The 20,274-nt window shown below is 41.9% G+C and carries 9 protein-coding genes; all 9 read left to right on the forward strand.

Annotated elements, in window-relative coordinates:
- Nucleotides 1-91: 91 nt before the first annotated feature.
- The 9 genes from ACIQZ2_RS00360 (at nucleotide 92) to ACIQZ2_RS00400 (ending at nucleotide 20,245) form a co-directional block, all read left to right on the forward strand.
- On the forward strand, nucleotides 92-3,091 hold the full coding sequence (locus tag ACIQZ2_RS00360) for a SusC/RagA family TonB-linked outer membrane protein (protein ID WP_395766841.1): 3,000 nt from the start codon (nucleotides 92-94) through the stop codon (nucleotides 3,089-3,091).
- Between the two features lie 56 nt (nucleotides 3,092-3,147).
- Complete coding sequence (locus ACIQZ2_RS00365; RefSeq protein WP_395766842.1) at nucleotides 3,148-4,617, forward strand: RagB/SusD family nutrient uptake outer membrane protein; 1,470 nt, start codon at nucleotides 3,148-3,150, stop codon at nucleotides 4,615-4,617.
- A 102-nt stretch (nucleotides 4,618-4,719) separates the two neighbouring features.
- Nucleotides 4,720-8,022 (forward strand): VCBS repeat-containing protein, encoded by a 3,303-nt coding sequence (locus tag ACIQZ2_RS00370; RefSeq protein ID WP_395766843.1) that lies wholly within the window; start codon nucleotides 4,720-4,722, stop codon nucleotides 8,020-8,022.
- A gap of 8 nt (nucleotides 8,023-8,030) precedes the next feature.
- Entirely contained in the window at nucleotides 8,031-11,324 is a 3,294-nt protein-coding gene (locus tag ACIQZ2_RS00375) for a VCBS repeat-containing protein (RefSeq protein ID WP_395766844.1), read from the forward strand.
- Complete coding sequence (locus ACIQZ2_RS00380) at nucleotides 11,324-12,805, forward strand: FG-GAP repeat domain-containing protein (RefSeq protein WP_395766845.1); 1,482 nt, start codon at nucleotides 11,324-11,326, stop codon at nucleotides 12,803-12,805. The genes ACIQZ2_RS00375 and ACIQZ2_RS00380 overlap by 1 nt, the downstream gene beginning before the upstream one ends.
- Nucleotides 12,802-15,306 (forward strand): carboxypeptidase-like regulatory domain-containing protein, encoded by a 2,505-nt coding sequence (locus ACIQZ2_RS00385; protein ID WP_395766846.1) that lies wholly within the window; start codon nucleotides 12,802-12,804, stop codon nucleotides 15,304-15,306. The genes ACIQZ2_RS00380 and ACIQZ2_RS00385 overlap by 4 nt, the downstream gene beginning before the upstream one ends.
- Complete coding sequence (locus ACIQZ2_RS00390; protein WP_395766847.1) at nucleotides 15,306-16,364, forward strand: DUF4249 domain-containing protein; 1,059 nt, start codon at nucleotides 15,306-15,308, stop codon at nucleotides 16,362-16,364. Before ACIQZ2_RS00385 ends, ACIQZ2_RS00390 begins: the two co-directional genes overlap by 1 nt.
- Before the next feature lie 147 nt (nucleotides 16,365-16,511).
- A complete protein-coding gene (locus ACIQZ2_RS00395) occupies nucleotides 16,512-18,278 on the forward strand; it encodes an acyl-CoA dehydrogenase (protein ID WP_395766848.1) in 1,767 nt (588 codons plus the stop codon).
- A 23-nt stretch (nucleotides 18,279-18,301) separates the two neighbouring features.
- Complete coding sequence (locus ACIQZ2_RS00400; protein ID WP_395766849.1) at nucleotides 18,302-20,245, forward strand: M1 family metallopeptidase; 1,944 nt, start codon at nucleotides 18,302-18,304, stop codon at nucleotides 20,243-20,245.
- Nucleotides 20,246-20,274: the final 29 nt, after the last annotated feature.

Consider the following 20,274-nt stretch of genomic DNA (forward strand, 5'->3'; position numbering starts at 1 on the left):
GCCTTAAACTATAAACGTTTAAAATGGTAGTTATGGTAGAAACAAATCCACAAAGAATCATTAATCATTTTTAACCCTTAATTTTTCACTTATGATTCATTCTTACAAAAGAGTGGGTCGCCTTGTGCGATCGAGTGTTTGTAACCTAGGCTTTAAACAAGCTTTTAGTGTTGCTGTTGCACTGTTAATTTCCTTGGGTGCTTTCGCTCAAGATGTTGTAACGGGAAAAGTAACTGATGCTGCTGATGGCTCAGGTATCCCAGGTGTTTCTGTAGCTGTTAAAGGTACTTCTCGTGGTGCTCAGACAGATGCAAATGGTACTTATAAAGTTAATGCGGGGTCAAATGCGACTTTAGTGTTCTCTTTTGTAGGTTATACATCTAAAGAAGTTGCAGTAGGTTCTAAATCTGTTGTGAATGTTTCTTTAGCTGCCGATAACAAATCTTTAGAAGAAGTGGTAGTAGTAGGTTATGGTACGCAAAAGCGTAAAGAGATTTCAGGAACAGTAACTAGCTTAGGTTCTCGTGATTTCAACGCCGGTGTTGTAACTAACCCATTAGCTGCGGCTCAAGGTAAGGTAGCAGGTTTGGTAATCACACAGGCTTCTGGTGATCCAAATGCACGTCCAACTGTTCGTTTACGTGGTACGGGTTCATTGAACGCAGGTTCTGAGCCATTATATGTAATTGACGGTGTGATTGGTGCTCCAATTGAAAACGTTGCTCCTGAAGACATCTTAACCATGGATGTTTTACGTGATGCATCTTCTGCTGCAATCTACGGTTCTCGTGGTGCTAACGGTGTAATCTTGATTAACACGAAACGTGGTAAGTCAGGTACTCCTACAGTTGATTATACAAACTACGTAGGTGCTGAGACTATTTCTCAACGTCCTGAGTTAATGAATGGTGCTGAGTTCCGTGCTGCTGCTGCAAAGTACAATCAAAAATTTGATGACTTAGGTGCTAACACGGATTGGTTAAATGTTATTACACAAACTGCTCTGACTCAAAACCATAACGTGGGTGTGTCTGGCGGTACTGAAAATGTATCTTATCGTGCTTCTATTGGTTATTTAGACCAAACAGGTACGTTGAAGGGTTCAGGTAAAGAGCGTTTAACAGGTCGTTTGAACTTAGATGCGAAAGCAATGGATGGCAAATTGGCATTCAAAGTAAACATGTCTGCTTCACAAACTGATAACCAATTTTCGGACAACCGTGCGATTGGTTTTGCGATGAACATGCGTCCTACAGATCCTGTGTACAATGCGGATGGAACGTATTTCCAGATCCCAGGTACATTTGCCAACTTCAATCCGTTAGCAACTGTTGAAAGCAGAATTAATAAGCAACGTCTTCACGATTTCTTGTTTAATTCTTCTGCTGCTTACACGATCTTAGATGGTTTGGTATTCAACGTATCAGGAACTTTACGTACGCAAACAGCTGACGGTTCTTTCTTCGCAAGATCTACTCCAGGTAACTTATTAGCTACTGTTGGTGGTAACGCGGCAAGCCGTAATTTGAACTCGATTACTGATAAGCAGTTGGAGACTACATTAACTTATTCAAAGAAATTGAATGATGTTTCTTCTTTGAACGTTTTGGCTGGTTATACTTACCAAGATGTGGTTGCTGATGGTTTCGGTGCTTCAAACAACAACTTCTTAACAGATGCGTTTGAGGCGAATAACTTAGGAGCAGGTCTTGGTATTCGTACCAACCCTAACTTGTTAGGTTCTTATAAAAACCAATATAAATTGGTTTCCTTCTTAGCTCGTGCGCAATATTCATTAATGAATAAATATTTCGCAACAGTTAACGTACGTCGTGACGGTTCTACGAAATTTGGAGACAACAACAAGTGGGGTATTTTCCCATCAGTTTCAGTTGGTTGGACTTTATCTGAAGAAGCTTTCTTGAAAGGTAATTCAACAATTGATAACTTGAAATTGCGTGTTAGCTGGGGACAAACGGGTAACTCAGAAGGTATCCGTCCATTGTTATCTAAGTCGTTCTACGGAGCTTCAGGATCTTACTTTGATGGTGCGGCAAACGATTTCTTGCCTGCATACTCAATCCAATCTAACCCGAACCCGAACTTGAAGTGGGAGATTAACGAAAACTACGGTGGTGGTATCGACTTCTCATTATACAAAGGTAAATTGACTGGTAGCTTGGATTTTTACACGCGTACAACAAAAGATTTGTTATACACAGTAAACGTACCACAAGAGAAAGGTTATGTATACCCAACTATGTTGGCTAACATCGGTTCGATGAAAAACCAAGGGGTTGAGTTGTCATTAACGTACCAAATCTTAGAAACACAAGATTGGAACATTGCGACTACGCTAGCTGCTTCATTCAACAGAAACGAAATCGTTTCATTGAAGAATGATTCTTTCGCTGCTCCTGATCAGGTATTCTTACCTACGTCATTAGGTTCATTCATCCGTGGTACATCAGCTGTAAACTTCTCAGTATTACAAGCAGGTCGTCCAGTTGGAGAGTTCTATGGTGCTAAAATCGCCAAGATCGAGAATGGTCGTTATGTATTCCAAGATTTAAATGGTGACGGTGTTGTAGATCCAAACTCAAAAGACCGTACATACATCGGAAATCCAAACCCGACATTCGTAGGTGGTTTGACTACAAACATTCGTTACAAAGCGTTTGACTTACAATTCCAATTGACAAGCCAATTAGGTGCTAAGATTGTTAACACAAATGCATTGTTATTAGGTCGTCAAGATGGTCGTTTAGCTGAATCAGGTGCATTGAAATCTGCATTGACATCAGTTATTAATGATGAGCGTACAATCCCGATGGATTATTATGTTGAATCAGGAGACTTCTTACGTATCAACAACGCATCGTTTGGTTACACAATTCCTGTTAAAGGGGTGTTCAAGCGTGCACGTATCTACGTAGCAGGTAACAACTTAGCCGTGTTCACAAACTACACAGGTGTGGATCCAGAGATTAGCCAAAACTTAGCAATTGGTTCGGCTGCTCCAGGTATCGATGTTCGTGAGACTTACTACAAGACTCGTGCGTTGACTGCTGGTGTAAATCTTACGTTCTAAGCAAACAAAATCGTATTCAATTAGTTAAATAATCGAATCAATAAAAATTTAATAAAATGAAAAAATATATCTATAAAGTACTTTCAGTAGGTGTTTTCGCTTCGTTAGCCCTATCGTCTTGTACAGATTTAACTGAGCCAGTTTACGATGCGATCCCAGCGGATCAATTCTTAAAAACTGATGCTCAAATTGCTGCGGCACTTGGACCTGCTTATGGTGGTCTTCGTGGTATCACGTGGGATTGGTTCAATCCTAGTGAGGCATCTTCAGATGAGTTGATCGTTCCTACACGTGGTGGTGACTGGTTTGACGGTGGTGACTGGTTGGCGTATTCTCGCCACACATGGACTCCACAACACGGTCCTATCAACGGAATGTGGGGATTCATCTTTGGTAACATCTCACAGATTAACCAATTAATCCCAGTTGTGAAGACAAACCAAAAAGCAGTAGATGAGTTGCGTGCAGTACGTGCTTTCTATTACTTCATGGCAATTGATGCGTTTGGAAACGTCCCTATCGTAACAGATAATGCTTCTGCTGGCGGTACTAAGGCACGTGCTGAAGTTTATGCTTTCATTGAGAAGGAGCTTAACGAAGCAATTCCAAACTTATTACCTGGAAAAGCATACTCACGTATGACGCAAGATGCTGCACGTATGTTGCTAGCTAAATTAAAGTTGAACGCTGCGGTTTACAAAGGTTCAGCAGATTGGCAAGGTGCTTATGATGCTGCTAACGCGGTTATCAATTCTAAAAACGCTTATTCATTATCATCTTCTACACTTTCTAACTTTATCGTTGCAAACGAAGGATCAGGTGAGAATATCTGGACAATTCCTTTCGATAGCTTCAAAGCAGGTGGTATGAACTTCCAAATGAGAACATTACACTATGCAAACCAGCAAACATATGGTTTGGGTAACTCTCCTTGGAACGGTTTCTGTACATTAGCAGATTTCTACAACTCATTTGAGTCTAAGGATTTACGTAACTCTATGTGGATCAAGGGTCAGCAATTTGCTGCTTCTGGTGCTGCATTGAAAGATGCTAAAGGTGCTCCATTAGCGTTTATCGCTGACTTCAACAAGGATCAAATGACGGATGCAGATCCAGAATTCCAAGTTGCTGGTATCCGTTCTCAAAAATATGAGATCCAAAAGAACAACCCGAATGGTGATCAATCAAACGACTACGTAGTATTCCGTTTGGCTGATGCAATCATGATGCGTGCTGAAGCTGCTTTCCGTTTAGGAAGAACTGCTGAAGCGTTAGCTGATGTGAACAGAATTCGTACACGTTCTGGTGTAGATCCATTGACCTCACTTACTGAAGCTGATATCTTAGCTGAGCGTGGTCGTGAGTTTGCATGGGAAGGATGGAGACGTAACGATATGGTTCGTTTCGGTACATTCTCTTCAGAGCGTAAGTTCATGAAGAATTTAGATAAGAGACGTGACTTGTTCCCAATTCCACAACCACGTATCGATGCTAATCCATTGTTAAAGCAAAATCCTGGGTATTAATTCATCCCAAGTTTGATAGAAAGGCAGAGCCATTGGTTCTGCCTTTTTATTTTCTAAACAAGGCCTTTTTTGTATTTTTGCAGTCCATTAGTCGAACGTTCCATGAAGCATTTTGTACTCCTTTGTAGCGCAGCTTTTCTAGCCTTCGCTTGTTCCACGAAAGAAGACACGCTTTTCGAAGAATTACCCACTTCTGAAACGGGTATTGATTTCGTAAATCGTAGTTTAGAGAAGAAAGAATTCAATATTTTCAATTACCGTAATTTCTACAATGGCGGTGGAGTGGCTATTGGCGATGTCAATAATGACGGCCTTTCCGATCTTTTTGTTACCTCAAATTTTGAAGACAATAAGCTCTACCTCAATAAAGGAGGTATGCACTTCGAAGACATTTCGGTAAAGGCAGGTATTGTAGGTAAGAAATTCTGGTCTACGGGCGTGACTTTCGCAGATGTCAACGGAGACGGATTAATGGATATTTATGTATGTAACTCCGGTTCTCGCGATGCACGTGGAAATCAGTTATATATGAATCAAGGGATTAAAGGTGGTATTCCTTCCTATAAAGAAATGGCGAAAGAAGCTGGCTTAGAAGACGGTGGTCTTTCGACACACGCAGCATTTTTCGATTATGATCGTGATGGTGATTTAGATATGTATCTGCTGAATAATAGCTTTACACCCATCGATAAATTAGGCTATACAAACTTGCGCGACATGCGCGACAAATTAGGCGGAGACAAGTTGTTTCGTAACGACAGTCCCAATGGCAAGAGCATCAAGTTTACGGATGTATCCGAAAAAGCTGGAATTTATGGCAGCTTGATCGGTTTTGGTTTAGGTATTACTGTGGGCGATGTAAATAATGACAATTGGCCCGATATTTATATTTCAAATGATTTCTACGAGCGCGATTATTTATACATTAATCAACACGATGGAACATTTAAAGAAGACTTAGAAAATCAAATGCCGCATATCTCACTCAGTTCCATGGGCGCAGATATTGCGGATATTAATGACGATGGTAATCTGGATATTTTTGTCACTGACATGCTTCCAGGGGATGACCGTCGTTTGAAAACAACCTCTATTTTTGAAGGCTATAACTTGGTTGATTTAAAGTTGAAGCGCGGTTTTTGGCATCAATACATGCGGAATAACTTGCAGCTGAATAATGGTGATGGGACGTTTAGTGAGGTAGGCCAACTAGCTGGCGTGCATGCAACGGATTGGTCATGGGGAGCTTTGATTTTTGACATGGATAACGATGGTCAAAAAGACATCTTTGTGGCGAATGGAATCGCGAAGGATTTGACTGATCAAGATTTTGTGGATTTCTTGGGAGATCGCAATACCATGCAGCAAATGCTGAACGGTAAAGTGTTTGATTACAAAGAATTTACGGACAAGATTTCATCAGTACCCATTCCAAATTATGCATTTAAAAATGAAGGGGATTTAAAATTCTCAAACCAAGCAAAATCTTGGGGCTTGGAAGGTCCAGGTTTTTCAAATGGCTCCGCCTATGGAGATTTGGATAACGATGGGGATTTGGATTTAGTGGTGAATAATGTCAATGCGCCACTTTCGGTGTATAAAAATAAGACCAACGAGAAATTAAAGAATCATTATTTGACCATTCACTTAAAGGGAACAGCTCGGAATTTGAATGGGATTGGGGCGAAGGTTACCTTGTTCCAACAAGGCAAAATTAAGGTGTTGCAACAAATGCCGAACCGTGGTTTTCAATCGTCGAGTGATCACCAAATGGTATTTGGTCTAGGTCAAAATGGTAAAATTGACTCACTACAAATCATTTGGCCAGATGATAACATGCAAGTCTTGAAGGCTGTTAAGTCTGATCAGGTGCTAACGCTTGATCATGCAAAGGCCAATGGGAAATTCGTATTTACTCCTGTGGTTACTAAGCCGCTTTTCTCCGATGTAACGTCAAAAACATTAGCCTATACGCATCAAGAAAGTCTGTTTAACGATTGGGACCGAGATGTTTTATTGAAGCAAAAATTCTCTACTCAAGGTCCAGCCATGGCAGTTGGCGATGTAAATGGAGACGGATTAGACGATGTGTATATGGGTGGTGGTGCTGGACAGAAAAAGCAATTATTTGTCCAACAAGCTAGTGGTCAGTTTAAGGAAAGTACGCAGGCCGACTTTAACTTAGATCAAACTACGGAAAATACGGATGCCATTTTCTTTGATGCAGATGGGGATAAAGATTTAGATTTATTCATTGTTACCGGTAGTAATGAATTTGAAATTAACGCTCCTGAATTACATGATCTATTGTATCTGAATGATGGAAAGGGAAATTTCAAACGTGATCTTCGTTTTCCTACCATCTTTGAAAATGGGTCATGTGTGACAGCCGCTGACATGGATCATGATGGGGATATAGATTTATTTGTCGGTTCTCGAATGTTATCCACCAAGTATGGAATGAGCCCAAGCAGTAATTTGTACATTAATGACGGCACAGGTGGGTTTAAGAATTATTCAAAACGCTTCATGCCGGAGATTGGTGAATTAGGCATGGTGACTGATGCGGAATGGACGGATGTAAATCGCGATGGATATGCTGATCTTGTAGTTGCCCAAGATTGGGGTGGTATCGTCGTATTCAAAAATGAACGTGGCCGTAAATTAGTCAAGCAAGAAATGGTTCCTGGTTCAGAAGGTCTTTGGGGATGTTTAAAACCAGCCGATATCGATGGTGATGGTGATATGGATTTTGTGGCGGGTAATTTTGGGTTAAATTCGAAGATTAAAGCTTCTGCTGAATTCCCAGCAACCTTATCGGTTAATGACTTTGATAAGAATGGTACCGTAGAGCAAATTATTTCATGTGTTACTGAAGATGGGAATACCTACCCAATGGTCTTGAAAGGCGAATTGCAACGTGCTACACCTGCTATTAAGCAGAAATTTATCAAGTACAAAGATTATGCCAATAAAACGGTGGAGGAATTGTACGCAGATGATCAACGTGAAGGGATGGTGATTCGACAAATAACAACCACTCAATCTGCTTTCTTGATCAATGATGGAAAGGGTAACTTTAGCTTACAAGCTTTACCTTATCAGGCTCAATTTTCACCGATTAGAGGCATTGAGGTAAGTGATTTTGACCATGATGGGAAGTTGGATATTTTGTTAGCTGGCAACTTCTTTGACTCATTACCAGAGTGGGGGCGATTTGATGCGAATTATGGATTGATGCTTCAAGGCCAAGGAAAGGGGAAATTCGCGGTTAAATCACCTCAGCAAACTGGATTTAAAACAATGGGGCAAGTAAGAAAAATGTCCTTAGTAAAAGGTAAAGGAGGGAATTTTGTTGTCCTCGCTAAAAACAATGACAAAGCACAAGTGTTTCAAGTAAAATAATAAGTAGTATGAATAAGTATCTCGCATTTTTCATTTTATCCACTGGTTTCCTAGCGTGTAAATCAGGTGATGATGTGCAATTGTTTGAGAAATTGCCTGCCTCCAAAACGCACATTGATTTTACGAATCAAATCAAGGAAACCCCTGAATTTAATATTTTGGATTACCTCTATTTTTATAATGGTGGAGGGGTCGCATCTGGAGACATCAACAATGACGGTCTCGTAGATTTGTTCTTCACGTCGAATCAGGGCAAAAATAAATTATACCTGAACAAGGGGACTATGGAGTTTGAAGACATTTCGGTCAAGGCCGGGGTGGAGGGATTCTCTGACTGGAAGACTGGAGTGACCATGGCCGATGTGAATGGGGATGGATTGTTGGATATTTACGTTTGTGCGGTGAGTAATTTCAAAGGGATGGAGGGTTCGAATGAGTTGTACATCAATAATGGCGACAATACCTTCACGGAGAAAGCAAATGAGTATGGCCTAGATTTTACCGGTTTTGCTACCCAAGCAGCCTTTTTTGATTATGACAAAGATGGTGATTTGGACTGTTATTTATTGAATCACGCGGTTCATAATACCCGTTCGTATGATCGTGTCAATACGCGGATGTTAAAAGATAACGAGGCAGGTGATTATTTGTACCGCAACGAAGGGGGTAAGTTCAAAGACGTTTCTGCTGAATCAGGTATTTACCAAGCAGCAATGGGCTATGGTTTGGGCGTTTCCGTAGCTGATTTAAATAATGACGGTTGGCTCGATATCTATGTCAGCAACGATTTTCACGAGGACGATTATTATTACATCAATCAAAAAAATGGCACCTACAAAGAAGGAATTAAAGAGCATTTCAAGCATCTAAGCCGCTTCTCAATGGGGTCCGATATTGCAGATATCAACAACGATGGTTACCAAGATGTGATGACGCTCGACATGTACCCTGAGGATGAAAAGGTTGAGAAATCGTCTGTGGGGGAGGATCCATTAGATATTTACATGTATAAACTCCAGTTTGGGTATTTCAATCAGTATAGCCGAAACTGTTTGCAGTTAAATATGGGTGGACAAAAGTTCTCCGATATTGCCGCCTCATCCGGCGTTGCAGCTACGGATTGGAGCTGGGGTACGTTAATGGCTGATTATGATGGAGACGGGCTGAAAGATATCTTCGTTTCAAACGGTATTTTGCGTCGGCCAAATGATCTCGATTACCTCAAATTCGTCATCGGAGATTCGCTGCATTATGGCTTGCCTACTTCCCATAAATTGGATCAAGAAGCAATCGATTTAATGCCGAGCGGTAAGGTGCATAACTACTTGTTTCAAGGAGCGAAAGATTTACGATTTAAAGATAAGTCGATGGTTTGGGGATTTGAGGAAGAGGGAATCTCGAATGGTAGTTCCTATGCGGATTTGGACAATGATGGGGACTTGGATTTGATTTCCAATAATTTAAATGAGCCAGCAGGAATTTACGAGAACCATTCCCGCGAATTGTTGAAGAATAATTTCGTGAAAGTGAAGTTTAAGGGCGAGGGAATGAATACGTTTGGTATTGGGGCCAAAGTGATATTGAAGACGAAAGAGGGCCAACAGCTTCAGCAAATGATGCCGACACGTGGATTTATGAGTTCGGTAGAACCTACCTTACTTTTTGGGATAGGTCAATTGAAACAAGTTGATTCCTTGATTGTGATTTGGGAAAATGAGAAAATGCAAATCATCAAAAATCCGAAGATCAATGAGTTGTTGACACTCGATCAAAAAAATGCCCAGATGTTGGTGAAGGATTTTCAATTCTTTGTTCAGCCGAAACCGCTTTTCGAAGAGGTAACCGCAGCAGATGGAATTCCTTATTTGCATCAAGAAAATACGTATTTTGATTTCAACCGTGAGCTATTAATTCCATTTAAGGTTTCCATGGAAGGCCCTAAGATGGCCGTGGGGGATGTAAATGGAGACGGTCTAGAAGACTTTTATGTAGGAGGAGCGAAGTACCAAGCTGGCCAGTTGTTTTTGCAAAAGCCTAACGGTTTCACCTTTTCTCCTCAAACATCCTTTCATGTGGACAGCTTGTATGAAGATGTAGATGCTTTGTTTTTTGATGCCGATGGCGATAAAGATCTGGATTTATATGTGGTGACGGGTGGGAATGAGTTTTACGATAAAATGCCTGAGCAGTTTGACCGCTTATACAAAAATGATGGCAAAGGAAATTTCACACGTGATGTGAAAGCCTTGCCTGCGATGTATGATAATAAATCGGTTGTTCGTCCATGCGACTTTGATCGGGATGGCGATATGGATTTATTTATCGGAGGTCGCGTGGTAGCTTACCATTACGGATATTCGCCCAAATCATATTTGTTGGTGAACAATGGCAAAGGCCAATTCGCCGACAAGACGCAGGCTTTAGCCCCGGAACTACGTGAAGCGGGGATGTTGACCGAAGCTATTTGGGCCGATTTTGATAAAGACGGTGACCAAGATTTGACTGTGGTGGGCGATTGGATGCCTATTAAAATGTATGAAAATCAACGGGGGAAATTTACACTGATTGACAATGGACTATCGGAATTGACCGGTTTCTGGAGTGGATTAACGGCGGGAGATTTTGACCAAGATGGTGATGTCGATTTTGTGGTTGGGAATTTAGGAACGAACACCAAATTGCGCAAAGAGCTAAATGGAAAGCTGCGGATGTTAATCAAGGATGTGGACAAGAACGAGACAGAGGAACATATTATTGGCTATAATCGAGGAGATGATTGGTACCCGATCAATAGCAAGGATGAGATCGGGAAGCAGATTCCAAGTATCATTTCTAAAAAGTATACGAAGTACAAAGATTTTGCAGGCAATACCATCGAGGAATTATTCGGGGATAGTGAACTGAAAGGTGCGACTGAACGGATGGTCAACACTTTTGAATCTGTCTATTTGGAGAATAAAGGCAAAGGTAAGTTTGAGCGCCATGATTTGCCGGCTTTAGCTCAAGTATCTAAAGTGATGGTTTTACGAACCGAGGATGTGGATAAAGATGGGCATTTGGATGTCATACTAGGTGGAAATTTCAATGGAGCTTCGATGTATCAAGCACGTTACGATGCCTTTTTTGGTCTTATTTTGAAGGGTAACGGAAAGGGAGGATTTAAAGCGCTCGTACCCACGGACACGGGGTTCTTGCAAGAAGGCGATGTACGCGATATCAAAATTGTTCAAACACCGAAGGGGCCTTTGTATTTTGTGACGCGTAATGCTGATCGCATGCAAGTCTTTAAAAAACTGAATTGATGCGGATAATCCTGGCAATTGCCCTTTTTTCGGTTTTCTCTTATGAATTTCCAAGTTGTTCAAAAGACGTCTCGGAAGGAGAAGCCCTAGCCAAGCAATATTGTCAGTCCTGTCATGCATTTCCTGAACCAGCATTATTGCCTAAGAATGTTTGGCAATATAGCACCTTGCCCTACATGGCGGTGATGCTAGGTGTTTCAAAGGAAATAGACCAATTGCAAAAACCGCTTTCAGATTATGCCATCATGCGTCCCAAAGGACAAATGATTCCGGATGCTGATTGGGAAAAAATCAAAGAATATTATTTAGCCAAGGCGCCGAAGGAATTGGAGATTCCGGCCGCTGCGCCATTGAAAGAAAATAGTGCTTTTTCTGTAGAAGATTTACCTGTTGCCTTGCCGAAAGGGACTATCCCAAATTTTACTGCGGTACGCATCGATGTCAAAAAACATCAGATTATCGCGGGTGACCAATCTAATCGCGTGATTTGGGTACTGGACGCCCTGGGTAATCCGATTCAGAAATCTGAAAATCAAAATGCCTTAACTTATATCGAACGCTGGAAAGATCAGTATTTGTACACATTTATAGGTACGACTACCCAAGCCAATCCAGATGTGAATGGATCTGTCCAAGTGATTGGAAAAGGTGAGTCTAAGGAAATTTTGAAAGGCTTAAATCGGCCTATTGAATTGAAGGCGACGGATTTGGATGGGGACGGACAGGAGGAGCTGATATCAAGTGAATTTGGATTTATGGAGGGAGGAATGTCTGTATGGGAAAAACAGGGGAGCTCTTGGACGAAAAAGGTACTAAATCCTCAAACTGGGGCCACGCATGTGGATATTCGGGATTTTAATGGGGATGGCCAACTGGACATTGTCGCTTTGTTTGCGCAAGGAGATGAACGCATTATGTTGTATACGAACCGAGGAGGCTTGAAATTTGATGAAACACGTCTGCTCCGTTTCCCTTCTATTTATGGGACAAGTTCCTTTGATATGGGGGATGTAGATGGTGATGGTGATTTGGATATCGTGTGCACGGCGGGAGATAATGCAGATTTTTCTACGATTTTAAAGCCCTATCACGGGGTGTATGTTTATACGAATCAGGGCCAAATGCGCTTTAAACTGCAAGCTTTTTATCCGCAAAACGGGGCAACCAAAGTTATGCTAGCAGATATAGACGCGGATGGAGATCTAGATATGTTGTCGATTGCTCTTTTCCCGGATGTGGAGAAGCGCCCCGAGGAGGGATTGATGTACTTTATGAATCTGGGGAAATCATTTGACCAACAAACAATTCCGGTGACCCATCTTGGACGCTGGTCGGTGATGGATATCGGGGATATTGAAGGGGATGGCGATTTGGATGTGGTTTTAGGTAGCCATGCGGTTGCGAAGTTCCCAGCTGGCGGATTTGATCCTGCTTGGAAAAACTCCAAAGGGATTTTAATCTTGCGAAACAAACGAAAATGAGGTACGCGGTATTGGTTGTGTTGTTGATGATTTCTTGTGCCACATTCGGTCAAAAAAGAGGTTATTTTATTTTTTCTGGAACCATTCAGGACCTAGAGACGAAAGCTCCTTTGGAGGGAGCCTCTGTCCTTTTTTCAGGTTTGTCCATCGGAGCTCGAACAGATTCATCCGGACATTTTTCGTTGACGCTACCTTCTCGTTCGTACCAAATGGTCTTTCGCAGTTTGGGATATAAGTTTAAGACTGGTCGCATCGACTTGAAGGAAAATGCGAACATGACGGTATATCTAGAAAAGGCCGAACAGATATTAGATGAGGTCGTTATTTCAGCTGAAAAATCCGAAGCTAATGTCAATCGCACCATCATGGGTGTGGAAAAGATGTCTAGCAAGACTTTGAAAAAGTTGCCCAATTTAATGGGGGAGGCAGATGTAATCCGAAGTATTATGTTGTTGCCCGGCGTGTCTACCGTCGGTGAGGGGGCTTCTGGATTTAATGTGCGGGGTGGAAATGTGGATCAAAATCTCGTGTTATTGGACGGCGTTCCTTTATTTAATACCTCCCATTTATTTGGTTTTTTTACGGGCTTCAATGCCGATATGGTGCAAGATTTAAGTTTGTACAAAGGCGGTATACCGAGTATGTATGGCGGACGGGCCTCGTCTGTTTTAGATGTCCGCGTGAAGGAAGGGAATTTTGATACGTGGGGTATTCAGGGGGGTGTCGGTCCGATTTCTAGTCGATTGTTGGTAGATGGGCCTTTGGTCAAAGGCAAAACTTCCTTGATTCTAGGAGCTCGTGGTTCGATCTCCGATTTTTACTTAGGCTATTTTCCGAATCCGGCCTTGAAGAAAAGTAAGGCTGATTTTTACGATGTCAATTTTAAGTTGACACATAAAATAAATGAAAACCAACGAATTTCCTTATCTGGCTATATCAGTCATGATGGGTTTAAATTTGCTTCGGATACCTTGTATTCGTGGCAGACGCAATCGCTGAGTTTTAAGCACAATGCTCTTTGGGGGAAATTGTCCCATAATTTTACAGCCTTTGTGAGTGATTACCAATATGGGATTGAGGGGATGAAAAAAGGCTTGGAATTTGATTGGAAACCATCGATTAAGCAGCAAACGGTAAGGGAGGATTTGAGTTTAGATTTGAAGGGAAAAGGGCGTGTGGATTTTGGTGCAGAGTTTAATCAATATCAAAATGATGCGGGAACATTTAGGCCTACTTCGACTTCGTCCGAAGTAAATGAATTCCCGATGCAGGTAGAAAATTCCCGTGAAATGGCGATTTATGTGGGGCATAGTTTGCCGATCGGAAAACGAATCAGTTTAGATTATGGCTTACGCTATGCGTATTTTCAATTACTGGGTCCTTTACAGACTTACCAATACCGACTAGGAACGCCGCGTACCTTGAATTCGTTAACAGATACCTTGCGTTTTGCGTCTTCGGATGTAATTCAATCGTATGGTGGATTGGAGCCGCGGGTCTCTTTGGCAGTGAAATTGGATTCGAGTACCTCGGTGAAATTTGGATTTAATCGGATGCAGCAGTTTATGCATTTGTTATCGAATACGATGGCGATATCGCCGGTGGATATTTGGAAGAATTCGAATGCCTATTTACCTCAACAAGTGGCGGATCAATTTTCCATGGGTGTGTTTAAGAATTTCACCAATGCGCAAAATGCTGTTTTTGAGGCGTCTGCAGAGTTTTATTACAAGCGATTGTCCAATGTGATTGATTATGTGGATGGCGCAGCTTTGTATTTAAATCCAACGGTTGAGACAGAATTGGTTGTAGGAAAAGGACGCGCCTATGGGGCAGAGTTTTTCTTGAAAAAGGCACGCGGGTTGCGGTTGACTGGTTGGGTTTCGTATACCTATGCGCGGTCGTTCCGACAAGTGGGTGCCACGGATGGCCAATATGCTGCCAATTTTGGTAAGGAATTTCCTGCGAATTTTGACATGCCGCATAACTTTAAGTTTGTGTTGAATAACCGATTAACGAAACGCATTTCGTTTAATGCAAACTTTACCTATACTTCTGGTCGGCCTATCACGTATCCAAATGGTCGCTATAAGATTTATGCATTTAATGACTTGTATGATTATGGTTATGCGAACGGAATTTTCCCGCGGCCAGGTTTAACGCCAACGACCTATCAATATGGCGGTTCGAATAATACTTTTTTGACTAGTACCACCATTCGGCCTTTATTGGACGGATATTCGAGTCCAAGTTTTACCTTGCGAAATCAGGAGCGTATACCATTTTACATGCGTTTGGATATTGGCTTTACGATAGAACCTAAAGAAGGAAAACGTTGGCAGGGGAGTTGGAATTTCTCTATCTACAATATTTTATCTCGTCAGAATGCCTATTCCATCTTTTTTAGGTCGTCCACTGGCTTGATTAATCAAGCGCGAACGTATCAATTATCGGTGTTGGGAGCTGCGATTCCATCCGTCACCTATAATTTTAAATTCTAATGAAGAGGATATTGATTTTTATGGGCTTGTTGGGTTTGTTCTCTTGTGAAACGGAAATCACTGATTTTAAGACGGAGAACTTGAGTGATGCGGTGGTGGTATATGGTGAAATGACTAATCAAGTGGGACCTTATACGGTTCGCTTAAATTATACTTCAGGCTATTCCCCTTTTGATGCTACGCAGTTTCAAGGAGAATCGATTCCGGGTGCGGACGTCCGCATTGTGGAAGAGTCTGGGTCGGCGATTGTGTTGAAGGAAATCCAAAAGGGGATGTATCAAACGCCGGCTTCATTCCAGGGTCAAGTGGGAAAAAAGTACCGGCTAAAGATTATGACGCCGGATGGTTTGGACATTGCTTCAAGCTGGCAAGTGCTTTCTGCGCCAACGGAGTTGAAGACATTGAATTCCAAGTATGTGAATTCGGAAAAAGTGGAGGATATGTATTTTGAGATGCAGGCAAGTCTTCAGGATACGCGTGGGTCTGATGATTATTATTTCATCAAACGTCAAGATTTCATTCAATTTTTGACGACCTGTCCGACGCCACCTCCACCGCCGGCACCTGTGCCCATTTGTTATAGTAAATGTTGGCAAGCTGTTCAAAACACCCAGCCTATCTTAATGGATGATGCATTTTTGGATGGCCGCGAGATTAAGGTTCCTTTGGCAGCGATTCCGTATGATGATTTTACGGAGTGGTTTGTGCAGCTGGAGGTGTACCATGTGGATAAGGCCACGCATCAATATTGGAAGCGTCAAGAGGATCAACGCACTTTAGGTGGTGGGATATTTGATAAAGTTCCGGCGCAGATTATTGGTAATTTGACGTGTTTGAATAATCCGGATCGTCAGGTTCTTGGGTATTTTATGGTAGCCGGGAAAACGAAAAGGCGCGTGTTGGTTGATCGCTACAATGGAATTCCTGCCGCGTCGTATCAGAAGCTTGTTAACCTTGTCAATTTCAAGAAATTACGCTTTCAAGATTCACCTATATGGGATTGTCGGCAAGCGGCTTGGGTTCCTTACAATGTGGGCTTGAATTTACCAGTTTACTGATTTAAAATTCGCGTTTTTTTCCTCGCTACGCTTTACCTTTGGCAATCCTCCCAGGTTTGCCAAAGGTAGAGTTGCAACTCGCAAACTAGTATGCTTGCATAATAGTTTTTTTCTATGCAAATTTGTTTCCATCTAAACAGAACAGATATGCCAAGAGAATATGATCGCCGCAACCTCGATTTCATTCTGAAAGAGGTTTTCAATTATGGTTCATTATGCCAATACCCCCGTTATGTTGATTATGCCCCTGATATGTTTGACATGGTCTTAGACTCTGCTGAACAGATTGCAGAACGCCATTTACGCCCCCATTATGTGGATTCTGATCGCAAGCAGGCAGAGTTGATTGATGGAACTGTACATGTACATCACTCTGTGGAAGCTTATGTGAAGGAATTGGGTGAATCAGGGATGATTGGTGCCACTTTTTCATATGAGAAAGGCGGCCAACAACTTCCTTCGATTGTAGGTGGAGCAAATGAGTTTATCCGCGGTGCAGCCAATAATTCCATCGTCATGTTTACAGGACTCAGTAATGGGGCTGCACACTTAATTGCCAGTTTTGGTTCGGATGAATTGCAACAAAAGTTTGTTCCAAATATGTTGTCTGGTAAATGGACAGGCACGATGTGTTTGACAGAACCTCAAGCCGGAAGTTCATTAAACGACGTTAGTACGAGTGCTAAAGACTTGGGTAATGGTTCTTACTCAATTAAAGGACAAAAAATATTCATATCGGGTGGTGATAACCATTTTTCAGAAAACATCATTCACCTTGTTTTAGCTCGTTTAGAGGGCGCGCCAAAAGGAACAAAAGGGATCTCGCTATTTGTTGTTCCCAAGCGCCGTCAAGAAAATGGGCAATGGGTTTCGAATGAAGTTACTTCGATGGGACTGTATCATAAAATGGGCCAAAAGGCCACACCTGCACTCCATCTATCTTTTGGTGATAAAGGTGATTCGATAGGTTATCTGGTAGGGGAACCCAATAAAGGCCTCATGTATATGTTTCAAATGATGAATGAGGCTCGCCTTGGAGTAGGTATGGGAGGTGCTTATATCGCCTCGGCGGCTTATCACTTTTCCAAACAATATGCATCCGAAAGAAGTCAAGGAAGAAAGTTGACCAATAAAGATCCGGAGACTCCGCCGACGCTCATTCAAAATCATCCCGATGTGCAACGGATGTTGTACTACCAAAAATCAATCGTTGAAGGAGCCATGGGATTACTTTTCCAATGTTTCCTTTGGGATGATTTATCAAAATGTTTAGATGGAGAAGAAAAACACGAGGCGCAATTACTTTTGGATTTAATGACACCGGTAGCTAAAACCTATCCAGCAGAGCAAGGATTTTTAGCCGTTAATCAAGGGCTTCAAGTATTAGGGGGCTATGGGTATACCGAAGATTTTCCATTGGAACAAATGGCACGTGATGCTCGTATTATGTCGATTTATGAGGGTACGACTGGTATTCACGGATTAACTTTATTGGGCCGAGGAATTCCGAGTGAACAAGGAAAAGCAGTTCAAGCATTGGTTAAATTAATTCAAGCTGATATCCAAAAGGGCATGTCGTTTGAAAAAACGAAACCCTATGCAGAGCAATTGGCTCTAGAATTAGCGAGCTTGAATAAGGTAACCCTGCATAAATTAAGCAAGGCTGCTCAGCCGGATGTATTCCTTGCCGACTCTACCTTGTACATGGAATTGTTTGGCTTGGTTGTTGTCGCGTGGCAGTGGCTAAAACAAGGAAATGTGGCTGCAGAGGCTTTAGCAAATACAAGTAGCGAGCAAGCTTTCTATCAAGATAAGATTCATACGATGAAATTTTTCTATCATTATGAGGTTCCCAAAGCCTTGGGTTTGACAAAACGCTTGCTTGATGACGAGATTTTGACCATTTTTGAATAATTGTAAAATTTAAACTTCAATATATGCTTAAGAAGCTATTAGCCATAGGCTTGTTCCTATGCTCAATTCAGGCCAATGCGCAATACAATGCTTATGAATTGTTTCATCCATTGTGGAATTATGGCCCTATTTCATCCGCGCGTTCAGCAGCTGGAACGCCTGGGCCTGGTTATTGGCAAAATGTAGCCGATTACAAAATATCGGCTTCATTAGACGATACCAAACGCAAGATTTCAGGGGATGTGGAGATTACCTACAAGAATAATTCTCCCGATAAATTACCTTTTCTTTGGTTGCAACTAGACCAAAATTCATTCAACACGCAATCGCGCGGAGGCAAAACAACCCCTGTGTTAGGTGGCCGTTTTGGTAATGTCGCTTTTGATGGTGGTTATTCGATTGAAAGCGTATTGGTGGATGGTAAGCCTGCCAACTATATTGTAGAAGATACGCGTATGCAAATTCGCTTAGCTACTCCGCTAGTAGAAAAGGCCGGTATCGCAAAGATTAAGATTGTTTATTCATTTACGTCTCCGAAAAACGGTTCAGACCGTATGGGTGTCCAAGAAACTAAAAATGGCGATGTTTATACAGTGGCACAGTGGTTTCCGCGCATGTGTGTGTACGACGACATTGAGGGCTGGAATGTATTGCCTTACTTAGGTGCAGGTGAATTTTATTTGGAATATGGAAATTTCGAATATTCAATAAATGTTCCTGCTTCCCATATTGTGGTAGGTTCAGGTGAATTGTTGAATCCAGCTGAGGTATATACGGAAGAGCAAATGAAGCGTTGGGCTGCCGCAAAAACATCAGATAAAACGGTTGTCATTCGTTCAGCAGCCGAGGTAACTGATGCGGCTTCTCGTCCGGCTAAAGATCGTTTGACATGGAAATTTGCTATTAAGAATGCACGTGATGTGGCTTTTGCTACCTCGAAAGCCTTCATTCAAGATGCTTCGATGATCAATTTGCCAAGTGGTAAAAAGGCTACGGCTGTTTCGGTGTATCCCATCGAATCGGATGGCGAAAAGGCATGGGCGCGCTCGACAGAATACGTAAAGGCTTCCATTGAGCATTACTCGAATTGGTTGTACGAATACACATATCCGGTTGCTACGAATGTGGCGGGAATTGTATCAGGAATGGAATATCCAGGTATTATTTTTTGTGGATATCGTGATCAAACGGCATCTTTATGGGGTGTGACGGATCACGAATTTGGCCATAACTGGTTCCCTATGATTGTAGGAACAAACGAGCGTAAATTCGCTTGGATGGATGAAGGTTTTAATACGTTTATCAATTTCTATTCAACAGATGCATTTAACAAAGGGGAGTACAAGAATCCAAAGTTTGATATGCATCAAATCGCTCCCCGTATTTTCCGTGCGGACGCAGATCCAATCATGTCGATTCCCGATGTGATTCAAACTAAGAATTTAGGCTGGGAGGCATACAATAAACCAGGTTTTGGATTACGTATATTACGTGAAAATATCTTGGGTGCTGATCGGTTTGACTATGCATTCAAGCAATACATCAAAAATTGGGCCTTCAAACATCCGACCCCACGCGATTTCTTCCGTGCGATGGAGGATGGTGCTGGCGAAGATTTAGGTTGGTTCTGGCGCCCATGGTTCTACGAATTATGGAAACTTGATCAGTCGGTGAAAGATGTCGATTACATTGATCAAGATCCTGCTAAAGGTGCTTTGATTACGATTGAAAACCTAGACAAAATGGCTATGCCAGCAATTGTTGAAGTGGAAATGGCGGGTGGTGCGAAAGAACGTTTCACTTTCCCAGTTGAAATTTGGCAGCGTGGTGGTTCTTGGACATTTAAGACGGCTACTAACCTGCCGATCAAATCTGTGACCATCGATCCGGACCATGTCTTCCCTGATATTAACGGTAAAAATAATACCTGGAAGCCGGTTGCTTACAAAGCTCCGAGAGGAAATTAATAAAAAAGCCCCGAAGAAAATCGGGGCTT

Source organism: Aquirufa sp. (assembly GCF_044342065.1).
GTDB lineage: Bacteria > Bacteroidota > Bacteroidia > Cytophagales > Spirosomataceae > Aquirufa.